This is a genomic window from Burkholderia sp. NLJ2, assembly GCF_049487195.1.
GTDB lineage: Bacteria > Pseudomonadota > Gammaproteobacteria > Burkholderiales > Burkholderiaceae > Burkholderia > Burkholderia pyrrocinia.
The window spans coordinates 2,467,472-2,483,777 of the sequence record NZ_CP137810.1; the positions used below are offsets into that span (position 1 = coordinate 2,467,472).

The following is a 16,306-nucleotide window of genomic DNA, read 5'->3' on the forward strand; positions in this document are numbered from 1 at the left end:
ATCTGCTCCTGGGGGATGAAGGTGGGGTGATTGTCGGCATGTGCGGCCGGGACGGCGCGCACGGAGGGATGATTCGGACAGGAAAGGATGACGGATTAGGGGGCAAGGTCATCGAGCGGTTGGCGCTCGCCCTCGAGACCACCTTTCCGGGTATGAAGGGATCTTCCCGCACCGACCTGATGTCCATGCGCGCTTTCGCCGACGCCTGGCCGGACGCGGCAATCGTCCAACAGGCAGTTGGACAATTACCCCGGGGCCATAACCCGGTGTTGCTGGTCAAGCTGGAGCATCCAGAACAACACCTTGCCTACGCCCAACGGCTTCGTTATGCCTGACTTCCGTCGCCGTCGTAAGCCAGCCGCAGCCCGCCTCCCGCCCCCGCTCTCGCAATCTCCATCGGCGTCGCGCCGAGCACGCGGTTCATCCAGTTCGCCATGTGGCTCTGGTGTGCGAAACCGGCTTCGAGCGCGATCTGGCTGATGCTGAGCCGGCCTTCGAGCAGCAGCGCCTTCGCACGCTCGACCCGGCGCCGCACGACGTACTGGTGCACGGGCATCCCGAGCGTTTCGCGGAACAGCACCTTGAAATGCGGCACGCTGATCGATACGAGCGCCGCGAGTTCGGCAAGCGTCAGGCGCTGGTCGAGGTTCGCTTCGACATAGTCGATCACGCGCGCCGCCGCCTTCGGCGCGAGCGTACGCTGGCGCTCGCGGAACGCCGGCTGGCTGTCGACCAGCCGCGCGACGAGCGCCGTGCACAGGCTTTCCGCATAGAGCGGGTCCGACGCGTCGTCCGCTTCGAGCTCGGCGGCCATCGCCCACGCGATGTGCTGCATGCGCGGGTCGCGCACCTGCAGCCGGCGGCGGATCTGCGCCTGCGACGGCTTCAGCTCCAGATGCTCGAAGGTGCGTCGCACGAACGTGTCGCTGAGCATGATGTGCAGGATCCGGCAGTCGGCGCTGTCGGTCCACTGGCCCGGCAGGCCGGCCGGAATCACGTCGACGTCGCCATGCGCCTGGATGCGCGACACGCGCTCGCCGTCGCACACGCAGTCCGCTCGAACAGGCCCGCCGATATGTACGCCGATGCGGTGATGATCGGCCGCCAGAATCCGGTACGTGCCGGCGCGAATGTCGAGCAGCGCCGCGCCGAAGCCCCGCCAGCCGAGCCCGCGGCTGGAACGCAGGCTGACCGGCACGCCGTTGTCGGGCGGCGGGGCGAGAATCGGGTCGCTCATGGCTTGGCTCCACCAGATCGTGTATCGAACGCGCATTGTGACGCGTTTTCCGCCGGCGTGCCGGGCCTGCGGGAGCCGCACCCGGACCGACGGAAAAGATCATCCGTTTCTGCTCAAACCGATCCTTACATGAGCGCCGACGGGCACCGCGACGCTTACGATCGCCCCATCCGACACCTACGGAGACCGTCATGCCCCATTACTGCCCGCAATGCGCGGCGCTCATCGCCCGCTCGCCGTCCCGCGCCGCCCGCCTTCCGTCCCGCCCCGACGCCCGCAACGACCGGATCGCCATCGCCGCGTGGTGCCTGCGCATCGTCGGCTGGTATCGGCTCGAACGGCTGCTCGCGTCGATTCCCGACAGCAACGACGATTTCGGGCTCGGCTGATCGCCCGGCCAACGTCACCCACCTACTTGCGCCGCCGCTCGTGCGGCGCCACCGTCGCGCCGTCGATCACCGGCGCGCCCTGCTTGATCAGGAAATCGCGAAACAGCCCCGTCACCTGCGAAATCCGCCGGTCGGCGAGCGTGACCACATACCATTCGCGCTCGATCGGGTTGCCGGGGAACGGCAGTTGCCCGAGCAGCCCCGCGCGCAGTTCGAGTGCACACGCGTGCAACGACAGGAACGCGATGCCGAGCCCCGCTTCGGCCATCTGCTTGATCGCCTCGTTGCTCGACAATTCGGACCCCACATGGAAGCGGTAGCCGGCGGTCTTGAACAGGCTCTCGACGGTCGAGCGCGTGCCCGCGCCGCGTTCGCGCACCAGCAGGTGCGCGGATTCGAGATCCTTCAGCGCGACGCGCTTGCGCTGCATCAGCGGATGGCCGGGCGCCGCGACGAACACCATCGGATGCTTCGCGAACTCGACCGCATGCGTGCGCAGCTCCTTCGGCGCGCTGCCCATCACCGCGAGATCGATTTCATGCGTCGCGAGCATGCGGATGATGTCGTCGCGATTACCGACCTTGAAATACGTCTTCACATGCGGGCGCGTCGCGGTGAATTTGACGAGCAGTGGCGGGATCAGATACTCGGCCGTCGTGATCGCGCCGATCCGCAGCGTGCCGCCGAGATCGCCCGTCAGCGCTGCCACTTCGTCGCCGGCCTCGCTCCACAGATGCAGGATCTCGCGCGCATAACGCGACACGATCTCGCCGGCCGCGGTCAGCTGCACGCCGCGCCCCACCCGCTGCAGCAACGCGGCGCCCACGGCCTCCTCGAGCAGGCGAACCTGCAGCGACACGGCCGGCTGCGTCAGGTTCAGCTCCTCGGCCGCGCGCGACACGCTGCCGAGCCGCGCAATCATGTCCAGCGCCTTCAGCTGCCGGAACGTCGCGGTCTTTCCTATAAGTGAATACATATGAGTCGCTTATAAACATTAAATTGTTCGAGTGGGTTCGAAACTATATCGTCGGTTCTTGAGCAATGTCATCCGAATCGTCATCAGCGGGAGCCCAACATGGACAACACCACGCCCAACCTTGCAACGGACCGCGCGCCGCGCATGCCGCGCATCGTGATCGTCGGCGGCGGCGCCGGCGGCTTGCAGCTCGCCACGCGTCTCGGCGATACGGTCGGACGCCGCGGGCAAGCCGAAGTCGTGCTCGTCGACCGCTACCCGACGCACTTCTGGAAGCCGCTGCTGCACGAGGCCGCATCGGGCCATCGCGACCCGGCTTCCCACACGATCGAATACGCGGCGCAGGCCAAGCGCCACGGCTTCCGCTTCGTGCAGGGCGCGCTGCAGCAGGTCGACCGCGCCGCACGCACGGCGACGATCGCGGCCGTGCAGGACGCGGACGGCACGGAAATCCTGCCGCACCGCGAACTCGGTTATGACGATCTCGTGCTGGCGGTCGGCAGCGTGACGAACTTCTTCAACGTGCCGGGCGCGGCACGCCATGCGCTGCCGCTCGAAAACCTCGACCAGGCCGAGGATTTCCGCCGCAAGTTTCTCGCGGCCTGCACGAAGGCGAATCACCTGGCCGAGCAGCAGCCCGCGCGGCGCGCGGCGCCGATCTGCATCAACGTGATCGGTGCGGGCGCGACGGGCGTCGAGCTGGCCGCCGCGCTGCGGCACGCGATCCAGCAACTGACGACATACCGCTTCAAGGCGCTGGTGTCCGCGCGCGACGTGCACATCCGGCTGATCGAAGGCGGCCCGCGCATCCTGCCGGCGCTCGACGCGCGGCTGTCCGCGAAGATGCATGCGCAGCTTCGCACGCTGAACGTCGACGTGCTGACCGATACGCGCGTCGCGGAAGTGAGCGCCGATGCCGTGACGACTGCGACGGGCGAACGGCTCGCGAGCGACATCACGATCTGGGCGGCCGGCGTCGCGGGGCCCGCGATCCTGCGGGAAATCGGCGACATCGCGCTCAACCGGTCGAACCAGGTGATCGTGACCGATACGCTGCAGACGCCCGACGATCCGCACGTGTACGCGTTCGGCGATTGCGCCGCGTGCCCGTCGGCCGGGGCGAGCGGCTTCCTGCCGCCGCGCGCGCAGGTCGCGCACCAGCAGGCCGTGTATCTGGTTCATGCGTTCGCGCGCCGCGTCGCCGGCAAGCCGGTGGCCGGCTTCACGTTCCGCGATGCAGGCACCGTCGTGTCGCTCGGGCACACCGGCGCCGTGTACCAGGCCGACCTCGGCGTGCGTTCGCGTTCGCTGATCGTCGACGGGCTCGCCGCGATCGGCCTGTACAAGTTCCTGTACCGCAAGCACCTGTTCAGCCTGTACGGCGTGAAGCGCGCGCTGTTCCAGTCGCTGAGCCACTGGCTGCAAAGCCGCAACCAGCCGTCGATCAAGCTGCACTGATCGACAGCCGACACGCGGCATCGCAAGACGGCATATCGGGCGTGCATCGCCCGATACGCCGTTTTTTCATATGCATATGACCGTTGCATGCGCAACGTGCGCGAGTTTGGTGCATCACATTGCAGACCGTCGATACGATGCGTGTCGTGCAGAAAACACTGCGCGACACGCATCCCGCGCCCACGCTGGCTCACAGCCCGATTCATTAGTCGAATCGTATGAGTCTGACAAGAATATTAATTGGTCGCGTTTTCCGGATCGACGCTAAGGTGTGTGGCATTCCCGTCGGCGAACGGATCATCACGTTTCTGAAGAGGAATCACCGTGGTCATCGAAGCCATCGTCACCCGTCTCGACGCTGCATTCGCGCAGATCGAAGCAACACCGGATTCGCACGAATCGCGCCATCAGCGCGATGCGATCATCCAGTGGCTCGACCGTGCGTCGGAAGAAGGATATCGGCTCGGTCTCGTCACGACGCTGCCGGCCGCCCGGCTCAGCGACATGTTCGAAGGCCAGTTCGGCCGCGCGAACCTCGACCGCTTCTCGGTCGTCGTCACGGACGCCAATCAGCAGGACTCCCGATCAAACCAGCATCCTTTCGACGTTGCGCTGCAAGCGCTCGGCGTGCCGCCCGAACGGGCGGTGGCGATTGCGAGCAGCGAACCGGAACGCCGCGAAGCCGAGCATTTCGGCCTGTCGCGCTGCGTGAACATCACCGATACGGTGCGCTCGATCGCATCGGCCGGCCTGCACTGAACGCCGGCACGCGGGCCGGCAGCGGCCGGCCATCGTCGATCGGGCCGCATTCCGACGATTGCCCGACCGAATCCTGACATTCTGCTGTCAAAGTCGCTTGCAACACTTCCGGGCTTGACCCATCCCTCCCGGAAACGGGACGACGCGATACCGCATCGTCCCGCCCGTTGCACGCCACGATGACACACCCGACCCACACCGCCGCCGCCCTCGCGATCGCCTGCCTGCTGCTTGCTGCCTGCGGCGGGGAAACCTCGACACCGCCCGCCACGTCGGCCGACAACAGCGGCTCGACGCCCGCGCCGCAGCCGCAGCCGCAGCCGCAGCCACAGCCGACACCAACACCAACACCGGCTCCCGCGACCTACTACCAGACGAAGACGCCGTACCGTCCGCAGCAGGACGCCGCGACGTACGAAGCGCCGCCCGCCGGCTACGCGCCTGTCTATACCGAACTCGTCGCACGCCACGGCTCGCGCGGGCTGTCCGGCTTCAAGTACGACGGCGCGATCTACGCGATGCTGGTCAAGGCCGAGGCCGACGGCGCGCTGACCGCGCTCGGCGCGCAGCTGAAGGGCGACACATACGCGATGATGAAGGCCAATGCGCTGCTCGGTTACGGTGTGTCGGGCATCTCGACACCCGGATACGGCAACCTCACGCAAACCGGCATCCGCGAACACCAGCAGCTCGCCGCGCGTCTCGCGCAGCGGCTGCCCGCGCTGTTCTCGGCGGGCAACCGGCAAATCGTCGTCGTCAACTCGGGCCAGGATCGCGCGGTCGACAGTTCGACGTATTTCTCCGCCGCGCTCGTTGCCGCGCAACCGGCGCTGGCCGCCGCGATCACGCTGCCGGCCGCGCCGTCCGGCTATCCGGCGAACGCACCGGCCGCGCAGCCGGCCGGCACCAACCGCTTCCTGCTGTATTTCCACTCGCTGAAACCGGCCACGGATCTCGTGACCGACACGAGCGATCCGTACTACGCAACCTATCAGGCAAGCCAGGCCTATCAGGCCTACGCGAACGACACGACGGTGGCCGCGACGCTGAAGGCGATCAAGGCCGCACCGCAGGCGGCCGACGTCGCGCAAACGGTGCTGTCCGCGCTCGTGTCGCCGGCGTTCATCGCGAAGCTCGGCACCGACGGCTACACGTTCGCGAACACGGGGACCTATGCGTTCACGTCGGCGGACGGCAAGTTCACCAACACGCTGAAGGGCGACGGCAAGACGAAGATCGCGACGGCCGTCGATGCGGTGAACGTGCTGTACAACCTGCTGCAGGTCGCGCCCGCGATGACGGCGGAAACCGGCGGCGTCACGATGGAGAAATACATCGGCGCGGAGCAGGCGCAGTATCTCGCGTATCTGCAGGATGCCGAGGACTACTACCAGAAGGGGCCCGGCATCCAGGAAGCGACCCCCGTCACGTACCGGATGGCGAAAGTGCTGCAGGACGACTTCTTCGGTGAAGTCGATGCGATCGCGCGCGGCGACCTGACCCGCGCCGCGAAGCTGCGCTTCACGCATGCGGAGATCGTGATTCCGTTCGCGTCGATCATGAACCTGAAGAACGTGTTCGTGCCGACGCCGCAGGCGCAGACCTACACGTATGCGAACAACCCGTGGCGCGGCGACCAGGTGTCGCCGATGGCCGCGAACATGCAATGGGATGTTTATCGCAACGGATCGCGGCTCGTCGTGAAGATGCTGTACAACGAGCGCGAGACGGATTTCCAGGCCGCGTGCGACGGCGCGAAGATCGCGCCGGGCAGCCACTTCTACGACTATGCGGGGCTGAAGCAGTGTTACGGGTATCGGTGATGTGCAGCGGCGCACCCGCGTCTTCGGCAAGAAGCCGTGGCGTGGCGCGCCGTCAGTCCACCGGATAATCGAGATCGTGCCAGCGCTTGGCGGATTTCCCGCCGGAGCCGAGGTGACCGCCAGGGAAGCGCATCACCGCAATCGCGTGGAGCGCCTTCTCGTCGAGAGCGGGATCGCCACAACTGCGCCGGACCTTGAGATCGCGGACACGCCCCTGCTCGTCGAGCCAGACACGCACGATTACTCGCCTGCGCGACGAGGTGTTCTGCACGCCGCGTGACAACAGGCGGTCCATCAGCGACACGATATTCTCCTCAACCGTCGAATGCTGCGATTAGCGCCGAGCGCGTCGACGGTTCGACACTCGTCGTGGCTTCAATGCTTCAATGCTTCAAGGCCGCACCGCCGTGCCCGTGCGTAGCGCCCGTGCTCCCCTGCGGGTTCGTGACGGCTTTCGGCTTCGGATCGGCGCGCTCCGCATCCTGAAGCTTCCGGCCCGTGGCGGCAGCCGGGTGCGCCGTTGCAGCAGGCTTCGCGTCGGCATGCGCGGCGACCGGACCGGTCGGGCGTGAGCGAACGGGTTGCCGAACCTGCTTCGCGGCCGTCGAGCTGCTCGCCGCCGCCACGGTCGGATGCTTGACCTGCCGCGCGTACTCCTTCACGTCGCGGTCGCTCATCCACGCCTCCGTGTATGCCGCTGACGCAGGATGCGCAAGATTGAGATAGGCGAGCGACGCCACGAGAAATGCACGAACATGCGTGCGACGATTCGATGCGGTAATGACGGGTGCTCCTTGCGATCTGGCTTGACACCCCGTGTCGGGGTTGTCGAGGCGGCACAATAAATGAGCGCATTCCGCATCGCAAGCGTCCGACCGTGATCCAAACGATTCTTGACGTTTGGATTACCACGCCGATCCGAACCTCCCCCCTTGCGCTCGACACGCCATGTATGGATCGGCCGGTGCCCCGGCCGCGCCCACTCGGGCGACATCCACAGGTGCTTCGGCCGCTGCGGGACCGGCCGCGGTGCGAACACGTCGCGCCGCAAGTCGACGAACTCGCGTCCGCCCGCGCGGTCGAACGAGCATCGCCGGAGACTCCCATGAAACGCGTTGCCGCTTTCGCTGTACTGACCCTGCTTGCCGCCGTCAGCTTGCCGGCCGCCGCCGGCGCACCGTCATCCGGCGCCGATGCGCCGGTTCCAGTTCAAGCGCATGCGAAAAATTGCGTCCCTTCCCGGGACGCCACGCATGACGCCCGCTCCCCGTCAAAGGCGCCGCCGATCCGCGTGTGCGTCGGCGATTCCGATACGCAACTGAACCTGCCGTGGTTCCTGACCGATGTGCTCACCGCGGTCGACACGCACCAGTCGCCCGGCGACCTGCTTCACAAGATGCGCAACGATTTCTGAATCGCGGCCGGTGCGACGCGCCGGCGCCGCATCGATCATTCAACGGCAGCCCCCTTCAGCCCCTGCAGCGCGAGCCATTTCTGTCGTTTACCTTTCGACAGCGGTCCGTGCCTTCCTGTGATTGCGTCGTAGCGACACAGCAAATCACCGAAAACGGTGTCTCGCGAAAATATCTCTTGTCGAGATGCAATCACAAAACTGCACCAATTGTTAAATAACAATATTTCGCAATCGCGCGCCGCATCTTATACTTGCCGCGCACCATCCTCGTGCCAAGAGAAGGTGTCTTTCGTCCCGGCCGCACGACCCTGCGGCCGGGGTTTTTTTCGGTGTGCTACGTCAATATACATGCGCAACAGGCACATGTTATGCAGGTAGCCCCGGGATGAATGGCCGATCGCGACGGTGCTGCCGCCCGTAACCCGCGCGACCGTCGAATCGATTAGCATCGCGATATGGCGCGCGCCGTATTGCCGGATCAGGCATGACGCACGCGCGCCGTTTACTCGTCGACCGGTTCGACTTGCGTCACCATGCGAACAACACCAAAGGCAACCGCGGGAATGTCGGTGCTCACGCCAGCCTCGAAGCCAGTTTTCCAGCGCAGCGGCGCGTGGTCGCGGGTTGTTTTTTTCGCAGCGGTAATCGTTTGCGTACTCGTGCCCGCATTCGCGATGATGCTCGCCGATCGCTATGCGCGCGATGCCGTCACCACGCATGAAAGCGTCGTCGCGGACGACATCGTCGCATCGGTGGACCACATCCTCGACGGTGCTCGACTGCGACAGGCGGACGAGCTGACCGCGCTCGTCGGGCGGCGATGCACGACGATATTCCGGTCGCTGGCCGAAGTGGCCACTCGCTTGCGCTACCTGCGTGCCGTCGGGCTGGTGAACGACGGCCGCGTCACATGCTCGTCGGCGCTCGGCGCGATCGATGTGCCGCTCGACGCGTACACGCGCGGGCAGAAGCCGGAGCCAGGATCGACGATCGTCACGCTGCTGCGCCAGACGCCGTTTCAGCATGGCATTCCGGTGCTGGCCGTGTTTCGCGCCACCGCGCGCGGCGCGGGCGTCCTCTACGTGATCGAGGGCGACTACCTGGCCGACGCGCTCGCGCACAGCGCCCGATCCGGCGTGGAAACCGCCGCGCTGTCGGTCAAAGGTTCGGGCCGTCTCGACGAGCACGGGACGTTCACGCCGGAATCGGCGCCGGGCCCCGAGGGCGGCAGCGCGATCGCCTCGCACCGCTGGCCGTTCACGGTGTCGGTCGCCGCGTCGACGCACTACGCGTCGCAGGTCCGGCACCACTATCGGCTGATCTGCATGACGATCGTGCTGCTCGCGGATGGCCTCGTGATAGCCGCCTACCTGCTGGCGATGGCGCCGCAACGGCTATTGCTGAAGGCCGTTCGTCTCGCGCTCAAGCGCAACGAGTTCCATGTCGTGTACCAGCCGATCGTCGATGTCCAGACGTGCAGGACGGTCGGCGTCGAGGCACTGCTGCGCTGGAACCATCCGAAATGGGGGTCAATCAGTCCGGCCGTGTTCATCCCGCAGGTTGAATCGAGCACGATCCTGCCGAAGGTGACCGAATTCGTGCTGCGGACGGCCGTGTCCGAACTGACCGCGCTGACGCCGTCCGTGCCGCTGCGCATCGCCGTGAACGTCTCGCCGAAGGATCTCGAACGCGCGCAGTTCGTGTCCGTCGTCGACGAAGCAATCCGCTCGCTGCCGCCCGGCTTTACGCTGGTGCTCGAAGTCACCGAGCGCATCCTGCTCGAAAAGAATGCGCGGACCACCACGATATTCCATGCACTCAGGTCGAAAGGCGCGAAGTTCGCGATCGACGATTTCGGCACCAATCACAGCAATCTCGACATGCTGTCGCGTTTTCCGTTCGACTACGTGAAGATCGATCGCCAGTTCATCGCCCGACTGAGCGATGGCGGCGCAGGGCTGATCGAGGGTATCGCCGCCGTCGCGCATTACTACGGCCTGAAGATCATCGCCGAAGGCGTGGAGACGGAAGCAGAGCATTCCGCACTGGAGGCGATCGGGATTCAGTATGCGCAAGGCTACCTGTATCAGTGGCCGCAGCGGGCGGAGAACCTGAGGCGCGATTGCGCATGGGCATAGCGGCATCGTCGCCTAGGTGTGCGACCATCTTGCGCGCACCCCGAACGCTCAATCCGGCGCGACCGCCGCCGGCTCGATGCCGGCCGCTTCCGGGCGATACCCGAGCCGTTCCGAAACGGCCCGCCCGGACTCCATCAGCAGTGCGATGTAATGTGCCTTCGTATCCGCGCCGCAGCGCATCGTCGGAAACGAAATCGACAGCCCCGCGACCACGCGGCCGAAACGGTCGAACACGGGCACGGCAAGACACATCAGGCCGTCTTCCTGCTCTTCGTTGTCCTCGCCGTAGCCCTGCTGCCGCACGTGCGGCAGGATGCTCATCACCGCGTCCGCCGACGACAGCGTCTTCGCGGTCGACTTCCTGAACTCGATGCCGGCCAGCACCGCGCGCGCTTCGTCGGGCGACATCCACGCGAGCAGCACCTTGCCGATCGCCGTGCTGTAGAGCGGATTGCGCCGGCCGATCCGCGACTGCATGCGCAGCCCGTATTCGGCGTCGATCTTGTGGATGTAGATGATCGCGTCCTCGTCGAACGCGCCGAGATGCACGGCTTCGCGCGTCAGTTGCCCGATGCGGCGCATCTCGAGATCGGCCTCGCGCACGAGGTCCACGCTCTCCAGCGCCTTGCTGCCGAGCTCGAACAGCCGGATCGTCAGCCGGTAACGGTCGGTCTCGCCTTCCTGCGCGACATAACCGAGCGTCTTGAGCGTCTGCAGGAAGCGATGGACCGTCGTCTTCGACATGCCGAGCTGCTGCGACAGCTCGCTGATGCCGATCTCGCGACGATCGCCGAGTGCCGCGAGGATCGTGAAGACCTTCCCGACGGCCGCGACCGAATCGGCCTTCTCCGCGGCGCCGCCCGCCGACGGGTCGGCCACCGGATGGCCGGCCCCCGGATGGCCGGCCCGCGGATGGCCGCCCCCCGGATGGCCGCCCCCCGGATGGCCGGCCCCCGGTTCCAGGTTCGCGTGATCGCGCTTGTGCTGCCTGGGCGTTGCTGTCATGTCCGTGAATCCATGAGATGCGAATCGGGAGAGCATAACGTGTCCGCCGCGCGACACGGTCAGCGCACGAGCCACCCGCCGTCGACGGCGAGCGTGTGGCCGTGCACGTAGTCCGACGCGCGCGACGCGAGGAACACGGCCGCACCCGCGAGATCGTCGGGCACGCCCCAGCGGCCGGCCGGGATCCGGCCGAGGATTTCGTCGCTGCGCCGGCCGACGCCTGTGCGGCCGATGGTCATACGATGAATTGAAGCACATATTTTTCAGATTCGGAACGATGGACCGGATTTTTCGCATCGCACCATGGCGCAATTAATGCCTTTCTTATCATCAATTTAGGAAGTTACGGGTATACGACTACCAGGCAGAACAATAAAAACGGACCATCGTTCCAAATCGTGCTCTATAGTCAGTCAGCAGACATCATTCGACAACGGGACGCATCGACGTCCACGGAGGAGACGTGAAGCTGAAACAGGCCATCGACCGCATTCCTGGCGGGCTCATGCTGGTCCCGATGCTGCTCGGCGCGTGCGTGCATACGTTCGCCCCGAACGCCGGGAAGTATTTCGGCTCGTTCACCAACGGCCTGATCGCGGGCACGGTGCCGATCCTCGCCGTTTGGTTCTTCTGCATGGGCGCGACCGGCGTCGTGTTGCGCAAATCGGGCACGCTGCTCGCGACGAAGATCCTGGTCGCGTGGCTCGCGACGTTGATCGCCGCGCGATTCATCCCCGACGACGGCATCCGGACGGGCCTGTTCGCGGGCCTGTCGCTGCTCGCGATCACGACGTCGATGGACATGACCAACGGCGGCCTCTATGCGGCCGTGATGCAGCAGTACGGCAGCAAGGAGGAAGCCGGCGCGTTCGTGCTGATGTCGATCGAATCGGGGCCGCTCGTCAGCATGCTGATCCTCGGCGCGGCCGGCGTCGCGGTGTTCGAGACGCGGCTGTTCGTCGGCGCGGTGCTGCCGTTCCTGATCGGCTTCACGCTCGGCAACCTCGATGCGGACCTGCGCGAGCTGTTCGGGCGCTGCGTGCATCCGCTGATCCCGTTCTTCGGCTTCGCGCTCGGCAACGGCATCGATCTCAACGTGATCGCGAAAAGCGGGCTGCCGGGCTTCGCGCTCGGGCTTGCGGTGATCGTCGTGACAGGGGTGCCGCTGATCTTTGCGGATAAATTTATCGGCGGCGGCAACGGCACGGCCGGGCTCGCCGCGTCGTCGACAGCCGGCGCCGCGGTCGCGAACCCCGCGATCATCGGCGAGATGATTCCGAAGTTCAAACCGATGGTGCCGGCCGCGACGGCGATCGTTGCGACTGCTTGCCTCGTTACGGCGATTCTCGTGCCGATTCTGACGGCGATGTGGGCGCGGCGGGCGGCGCGGGCAAGCGGTGCGTCGCTGCCGTTGATGGCCGCACGGCCCGCACACGGAAGCCCGATCGAGCATGAAGGGCATGTGTGATGCGCTGTTGACGTCGCGCCCCTCTCCCGTCACCGGACACCCGTTCGCCATGTCATTTCTCCAGCGCTTCGGCGCCGCTGCCCGTTTCGTCACCGTTGCCGCGCTGCTTGCCGGCAGCGCCGCCGCTCACGCCGCCGATTCCGATGCCGAGCGCGTCGCGCATGCGGTCGAGCGCCTGCGCGTCGCGATGCTCGACAGCAACGGCGCCGCGCTGCGCACGCTCATCGAGGACGATCTCACCTACGGCCACTCGTCCGGCCTGTTGCAGGACCGTGCCGCGTTCCTGAAGACGCTCGACGGCACGCACGCGTTCCAGTCGATCACGCTGTCGGGCCAGACGGTGACGGTGAACGGCGACAGCGCATGGGTGCGCCATACGTTCGATTCGGTGAACAACCTGCCGGACGGCAAGACAAGCACCGCGCATATCGGCGTGCTGCAGGTGTGGAAGCGGCATCCGAACGGTTGGCGGCTGTTCGCGCGGCAAGCGTATTTGCTGCCGAAGGAGTGACGGGGCGAGCGGGTACCGGGTCAACGCATTCCGGAGCCGGTGCGTATCCTTCCGGCAGGCGGCAGGTGGCAGGTGGCAGGTGGCTCGCGTCTCAAGGCCGCAAGCCCACCCTTTCCGGAACGCCTTCATGCCGACTGCCCTTCTGCTGCGCGCCAGCCATTCGCACCTCTATCCCGGCAGCGTCGTAGCAATCGACGACACGGGCCGAATCACGGAACCTCAATCCACCGTGATCGAATTAGCCGACGGTTCAGGTGCGTCCGCGACGCTCGAACGGCGCCACGACGAGTCGCTCGAACTCGCTGTGGATGCCTACGTCGCGCAGAAGCACCACGCGATCGTCGCGAAGCGATGGCTGTCGCGGCCAGAGGATGCGGCGCGCACGACCTGGCGCGTGACGAAGCACATGGCGGATGCGCGAACGTGACGCGCGGCGATAGTCATTCGACGCACGCGCCGGCGAGTCCGCCCCCATTTCGCTCGCAGCCGCCATCGGCACGGACCCCGCCCAAGCGCTAAAATCCGCCGCCTGGGCATCCACGACGAGCAAGCGTTTTGACGGCGTTCGAGCAGGGTTTCATCCTCACCCGCCACTGGCGGGACACCGCATCCGGTATCGAGATCGAGTTCTGGCTGGCAACCGAGCACGGTCCGCGCCGCGTGCGGTTGCGCCCGCAGGAAGCCGTCGCGTTCATCCCGGCCGAACAGCAGGCGCTCGCCGAACGCGAGCTGGCCGGCGAGCGCGATGCCGAGTTGCGCCCGCTCGCGCTGCGCGACTTCCGCCAGCGCCCGGTCGTCGGCCTCTATTGCCGGCGCTATCGCCATCTGTCCGGGCTCCAGAAGCGCCTGGCCGCCGCCGGCATCGACGTCTACGAAGCCGACGTACAGCCGCCCGACCGCTACGCGATGGAGCGCTTCATCACCGCATGCGTACAGTTTCGCGGCCAGCCCGGCAACGACAACACGCTGACCGGCGGCGAGCTGAAACCCGCGACCGGCTATCGCCCGGCGCTGCGCTGCGTGTCGCTCGACATCGAAACCAGCGTGCACGGCGAGCTGTATTCGATCGCGCTCGAAGGCTGCGGGCAACGGCAGGTCTACATGCTCGGGCCGCCGAACGGCGATGCCGACGCGGGCGCCGTCGACTTCCGCCTCGACTACTGCGACAACCGGCCCGCGATGCTCGCGCGGCTCAACGACTGGTTCGACGAACACGATCCCGACGCGGTGATCGGCTGGAACCTCGTGCAGTTCGACCTGCGCATCCTGCATGCGCACGCGGAGCAATACGGCGTGCCGCTGAAGCTCGGGCGCGGCGGCAGCGTGCTCGACTGGCGCGCGCACGGCCAGCAGCCCGACCACTTCTTCGCGGGCGCGGCCGGCCGCCTGATCCTCGACGGCATCGACATGCTGAAATCGGCGACGTGGACGTTCCCATCGTTCAGCCTCGAATACGTGTCGCAAGCGCTGCTCGGCGAAGGCAAGTCGATCGACAACCCGTACCAGCGGATGGACGAGATCCAGCGCCGCTTCGACCACGACAAGCCGGCGCTCGCGCGCTACAACCTGAAGGACTGCGAACTCGTCACGCGCATCTTCGACAAGGCCGACCTGCTGTCCTTCGCGCTCGAACGCGCGAGCGTCACGGGGCTCGCGGCCGATCGCACCGGCGGCTCGGTCGCGGCGTTCACACACCTGTACCTGCCGCGCATGCACCGGCTCGGCTATGTCGCGCCGAACCTCGGCGACGTGACGGGACAGAACAGCCCCGGCGGCTTCGTGATGGATTCGCGCCCCGGGCTGTACGACTCCGTGCTCGTGTTCGACTACAAGAGCCTCTATCCGTCGATCATCCGCACGTTCCTGATCGACCCCGTCGGGCTGATCGAAGGGCTCGCGAACCCCGGCGACGACGCATCGGTGCCCGGTTTTCTCGGCGCGCGCTTCTCGCGCACCGCGCACTGCCTGCCCGATGTCGTGCGCCGCGTGTGGGAAGGCCGCGACGACGCGAAGCGGCAGCGCAACGCGCCGTTGTCGCAGGCGCTGAAGATCATCATGAATTCGTTCTACGGCGTGCTCGGCTCGACGGGCTGCCGCTTCTTCGACCCGCGACTCGCGTCGTCGATCACGATGCGCGGCCACGAGATCATGCACCGCACGCGCGAGCTGATCGAAGCTCAGGGTTACGAAGTGATCTACGGCGATACCGATTCGACGTTCGTGTGGCTCGGTCGCGCGCACGACGACGACGAAGCCGGGCGCAAGGGCCGCGCGCTCGTCGAGCACGTGAACCGCTGGTGGCAGGCGCACCTGCGCGACCGCTTCGGGCTCGACAGCGCGCTGGAGCTGCAGTACGAGCGGCATTACCGGCGATTCCTGATGCCGACCGTGCGCGGCGCGGAAGAAGGCAGCAAGAAGCGCTACGCGGGCCTCGCGGCGACGGCCGACGGCGGCGAGGACCTCGTCTTCAAGGGGCTCGAAACGGTGCGCACCGACTGGACGCCGCTCGCGCAGCAGTTCCAGCGCGAGCTGTACCGGCGCGTGTTCCGGCGCGAGCCGTATCAGGATTTCATTCGCGACACCGTGCAACGCACACTCGCCGGCGAATTCGACGACCAGCTCGTCTATCGCAAGCGCGTGCGCCGGCCGCTGCGCGAGTATGAGCGCAACGTGCCGCCGCATGTGCGCGCGGCGCGGATCGCCGACGAGTTCAACCAGGCGCAAGGCCGGCCGCTGCAGTACCAGCGCGGCGGCTGGATCAGCTACGTGATGACGACGGCCGGCCCCGAGCCGCTCGAAACGATGCGCTCGCCGATCGACTACGCGTTCTACCTGAGCCGCCAGTTGCAGCCCGTCGCCGATGCGATCCTGCCGTTCCTGCGCGACGATTTCGAACGCGTCATCTCCGGGCAGGGGCAGTTGTTCGGCGACTGACGGCACGATGACGCGCCGCGCACGCCGCCGCGCAGTCACCGAAACCTCTCCCCCGCGTGACGTCAATCGCCGTCGCGTTCCCCACGCATCCCTCACTCTGACGCATTCTGGAACACAGCTCGTCAGGAATCGCCATTTATCCGGCCGGTCCGGGTTCCTAAACTTGTCTCGTCGGTTCAGCCAGGCGAATTCGT

Annotated in this window: 16 protein-coding genes and 1 pseudogene; 11 read left to right on the forward strand and 6 right to left on the reverse strand. The window is 66.4% G+C overall.

Annotated elements, in window-relative coordinates; all coding sequences use genetic code 11:
- Positions 1-26 precede the first annotated feature (26 nt).
- Positions 27-335 (forward strand): DUF1016 N-terminal domain-containing protein, encoded by a 309-nt coding sequence (locus R9B84_RS33510; protein WP_423761704.1) that lies wholly within the window; start codon positions 27-29, stop codon positions 333-335.
- On the opposite strand, the gene R9B84_RS33515 is transcribed toward R9B84_RS33510, so the two are convergent.
- A complete protein-coding gene (locus tag R9B84_RS33515) occupies positions 326-1,237 on the reverse strand; it encodes a helix-turn-helix domain-containing protein (RefSeq protein ID WP_423761705.1) in 912 nt (303 codons plus the stop codon). The genes R9B84_RS33510 and R9B84_RS33515 overlap by 10 nt on opposite strands.
- A 191-nt stretch (positions 1,238-1,428) precedes the next feature.
- Here R9B84_RS33515 and R9B84_RS33520 point away from each other — a divergent pair, with 191 nt between their 5' ends.
- Complete coding sequence (locus tag R9B84_RS33520) at positions 1,429-1,626, forward strand: hypothetical protein (RefSeq protein WP_423761706.1); 198 nt, start codon at positions 1,429-1,431, stop codon at positions 1,624-1,626.
- Positions 1,627-1,648: 22 nt separating this feature from the next.
- On the opposite strand, the gene R9B84_RS33525 is transcribed toward R9B84_RS33520, so the two are convergent.
- Positions 1,649-2,602: a LysR family transcriptional regulator gene (locus R9B84_RS33525; protein ID WP_014900562.1), complete on the reverse strand. Its 954-nt coding sequence runs from the start codon at positions 2,600-2,602 to the stop codon at positions 1,649-1,651.
- Between the two features lie 99 nt (positions 2,603-2,701).
- Here R9B84_RS33525 and R9B84_RS33530 point away from each other — a divergent pair, with 99 nt between their 5' ends.
- From R9B84_RS33530 to R9B84_RS33540, 3 genes are all read left to right on the forward strand, one after another.
- Positions 2,702-4,060, forward strand: a complete 1,359-nt coding sequence (locus tag R9B84_RS33530) for an NAD(P)/FAD-dependent oxidoreductase (protein WP_423761707.1) — start codon at positions 2,702-2,704, stop codon at positions 4,058-4,060.
- Between the two features lie 324 nt (positions 4,061-4,384).
- Positions 4,385-4,819 carry a phosphatase gene (locus R9B84_RS33535; RefSeq protein ID WP_039344286.1) on the forward strand — a complete coding sequence of 145 codons (435 nt, stop codon included), beginning with the start codon at positions 4,385-4,387 and terminating at the stop codon, positions 4,817-4,819.
- A 179-nt stretch (positions 4,820-4,998) separates the two neighbouring features.
- Positions 4,999-6,642 (forward strand): histidine-type phosphatase, encoded by a 1,644-nt coding sequence (locus tag R9B84_RS33540; RefSeq protein WP_423761708.1) that lies wholly within the window; start codon positions 4,999-5,001, stop codon positions 6,640-6,642.
- A gap of 52 nt (positions 6,643-6,694) precedes the next feature.
- On the opposite strand, the gene R9B84_RS33545 is transcribed toward R9B84_RS33540, so the two are convergent.
- Both R9B84_RS33545 and R9B84_RS33550 read right to left on the reverse strand, forming a co-directional pair.
- Positions 6,695-6,937 (reverse strand): energy transducer TonB family protein, encoded by a 243-nt coding sequence (locus R9B84_RS33545; protein WP_249744884.1) that lies wholly within the window; start codon positions 6,935-6,937, stop codon positions 6,695-6,697.
- 88 nt (positions 6,938-7,025) lie between these two features.
- A complete protein-coding gene (locus R9B84_RS33550) occupies positions 7,026-7,319 on the reverse strand; it encodes a transcriptional regulator (RefSeq protein ID WP_423761709.1) in 294 nt (97 codons plus the stop codon).
- A 428-nt stretch (positions 7,320-7,747) separates the two neighbouring features.
- Between R9B84_RS33550 and R9B84_RS33555 the strand changes: the two genes are divergently transcribed.
- Together R9B84_RS33555 and R9B84_RS33560 are read left to right on the forward strand one after the other, a co-directional pair.
- Positions 7,748-8,056 (forward strand): hypothetical protein, encoded by a 309-nt coding sequence (locus tag R9B84_RS33555; protein WP_423761710.1) that lies wholly within the window; start codon positions 7,748-7,750, stop codon positions 8,054-8,056.
- Between the two features lie 533 nt (positions 8,057-8,589).
- Positions 8,590-10,194: an EAL domain-containing protein gene (locus R9B84_RS33560; RefSeq protein ID WP_423761711.1), complete on the forward strand. Its 1,605-nt coding sequence runs from the start codon at positions 8,590-8,592 to the stop codon at positions 10,192-10,194.
- A gap of 48 nt (positions 10,195-10,242) precedes the next feature.
- Here R9B84_RS33560 and kdgR read toward each other — a convergent pair whose 3' ends face one another.
- Positions 10,243-11,199, reverse strand: coding sequence for a DNA-binding transcriptional regulator KdgR (gene kdgR / locus R9B84_RS33565; protein WP_423761712.1), 957 nt, complete (start codon positions 11,197-11,199; stop codon positions 10,243-10,245).
- A 59-nt stretch (positions 11,200-11,258) separates the two neighbouring features.
- A pseudogene (locus tag R9B84_RS33570) lies at positions 11,259-11,411 on the reverse strand (SDR family oxidoreductase); the annotation flags it as partial.
- A 251-nt stretch (positions 11,412-11,662) separates the two neighbouring features.
- On the opposite strand from R9B84_RS33570, the gene kdgT reads away from it, so the two are divergent.
- The 4 genes from kdgT to R9B84_RS33590 all read left to right on the forward strand — a co-directional run bounded on the left by kdgT (position 11,663) and on the right by R9B84_RS33590 (position 16,112).
- On the forward strand, positions 11,663-12,667 hold the full coding sequence (gene kdgT, locus R9B84_RS33575; RefSeq protein WP_423761713.1) for a 2-keto-3-deoxygluconate transporter: 1,005 nt from the start codon (positions 11,663-11,665) through the stop codon (positions 12,665-12,667).
- A gap of 49 nt (positions 12,668-12,716) precedes the next feature.
- Positions 12,717-13,178, forward strand: coding sequence for a nuclear transport factor 2 family protein (locus R9B84_RS33580; protein WP_423761714.1), 462 nt, complete (start codon positions 12,717-12,719; stop codon positions 13,176-13,178).
- A 127-nt stretch (positions 13,179-13,305) separates the two neighbouring features.
- Positions 13,306-13,605: a hypothetical protein gene (locus tag R9B84_RS33585; RefSeq protein WP_423761715.1), complete on the forward strand. Its 300-nt coding sequence runs from the start codon at positions 13,306-13,308 to the stop codon at positions 13,603-13,605.
- Between the two features lie 128 nt (positions 13,606-13,733).
- Positions 13,734-16,112, forward strand: coding sequence for a DNA polymerase II (locus tag R9B84_RS33590; RefSeq protein WP_423761716.1), 2,379 nt, complete (start codon positions 13,734-13,736; stop codon positions 16,110-16,112).
- Positions 16,113-16,306: the final 194 nt, after the last annotated feature.